Raw genomic sequence first — 1,339 nt, forward strand, 5'->3', positions numbered from 1 at the left:
AGGACGGCCCATCCCTCGTGCCAGGCGCTTACCCGCCAGGTGCCGGCGGGCAGGTCGTCGATCCGGAAATCGCCCTCATCGTCGGTCACGGCGAAGTAGGGATGATCGAACGCTAGCAGGTAGCCGCCCATGTGCAGGTGCGTGTCGCAGGTGAGGGTGATGACCCCGCGCCGCTTGATCGTACGGCGGGTGACCTGTCCCTGGGTCGGCTGCACCACGTTGAACGCCTGCCGCCGTGGCTCCGCGTCGAGCCAGGCGCGCAGGTTGTGCAGGACGGGGTCGGCGTTGACGATGGTCAGCTCACCGCCGACCTGAACGGCGCCCACGTGGGGAACGAAACGGCAACGCCGGTTCTCGAGGGTCGCCGCTCGCGGCTCGCCCTCCGGCGGCCGGCTGATGCCTTCGACGAAGACGACGGCCCACTTGACACCACCGCTCCTGGCCGAAACGACGAGCGCCTCCGATGGCACCGACTCGCCGCAGGCGTCGCGGTCCTTGACCACCTCGACAGGCGCGAGTCCGGGCGGCTCACCGCGGAACACGACGCGGCCACCGACGCTGCCGCCCACCGCCGATGCCGGAAGCATGACGACGCCGAGAAGAACGAGCAGCACCCGGGCCATGCCTGGCGTCACCGTCCGATGGCCACGCCCCAGGGCCCCTTCCCGGCCTTGATCGTCCCCACCACCCGCCGGAGTTCCGTGTCGATGACGGAGATGTCGTCAGAAACGCCGTTGGCTACGTAGAGCTTCCGCCCATCCGCCGTCACCGCCAGTCCCCAGGGACGCCGGCCCACTGGAATGTACGCGGCCACGTTCTGCTGCTCGGCGTCGATCACGGTGACGTCGTTGGAGGCGCCGTTGGCGACATAGATCCACTTGCTGTTGGGATGGACGACCACCCCTTTCGGTTTCGCGCCCGGCCGCTCGATCTTCAGCGTCCCGATGACCTTGTGACCGGCGACGTCGATCACCGAGACGAGCCCTCCGATCTCGGCGGTGACGTAGGCTCGACGACCGTCCGGCGAGAAGGCGGCTTCGCGGGGCCGGCTGCCCACCAGGATCGTGGCCACGACCTTGAAGGAGGCCGCATCGATCACCGACACCGTGTGCGTGCTCTCCGCCGTCACGTACACGAGCCGTCCGTCGGGGCTCACGCTGACACCCTCGGGCTCGACGCCGACCGGCACGGTGGCCAGGACTTGCCCGGTGGCCGTGTCGATCACCGAGGCGGTGTTGGCGTCCTCGTTCGACACGTAGAGCCGCGTGCCGTCGGGGCTCACGGCGAAGGCCTCGGGGTCGGTCCCGGCCGAAAGCTTGCGAATCACCCGGCGGGCGGT

Annotated in this window: 2 protein-coding genes; both read right to left on the bottom strand. The window is 69.3% G+C overall.

The genetic code is table 11. The annotated features are described in order from the left end of the window. A partial coding sequence (locus ACRDSQ_RS22350; protein WP_431423769.1) for a hypothetical protein occupies positions 1-623 on the bottom strand: 623 nt, incomplete at its 3' end. Positions 624-631: 8 nt separating this feature from the next. Beyond that, on the bottom strand, positions 632-1,339 hold a 708-nt coding region (locus ACRDSQ_RS22355; protein WP_431423770.1), incomplete at its 5' end, for a beta-propeller fold lactonase family protein.

The organism is Actinokineospora sp., from assembly GCF_050699995.1.
Lineage (GTDB): Bacteria > Actinomycetota > Actinomycetes > Mycobacteriales > Pseudonocardiaceae > Actinokineospora.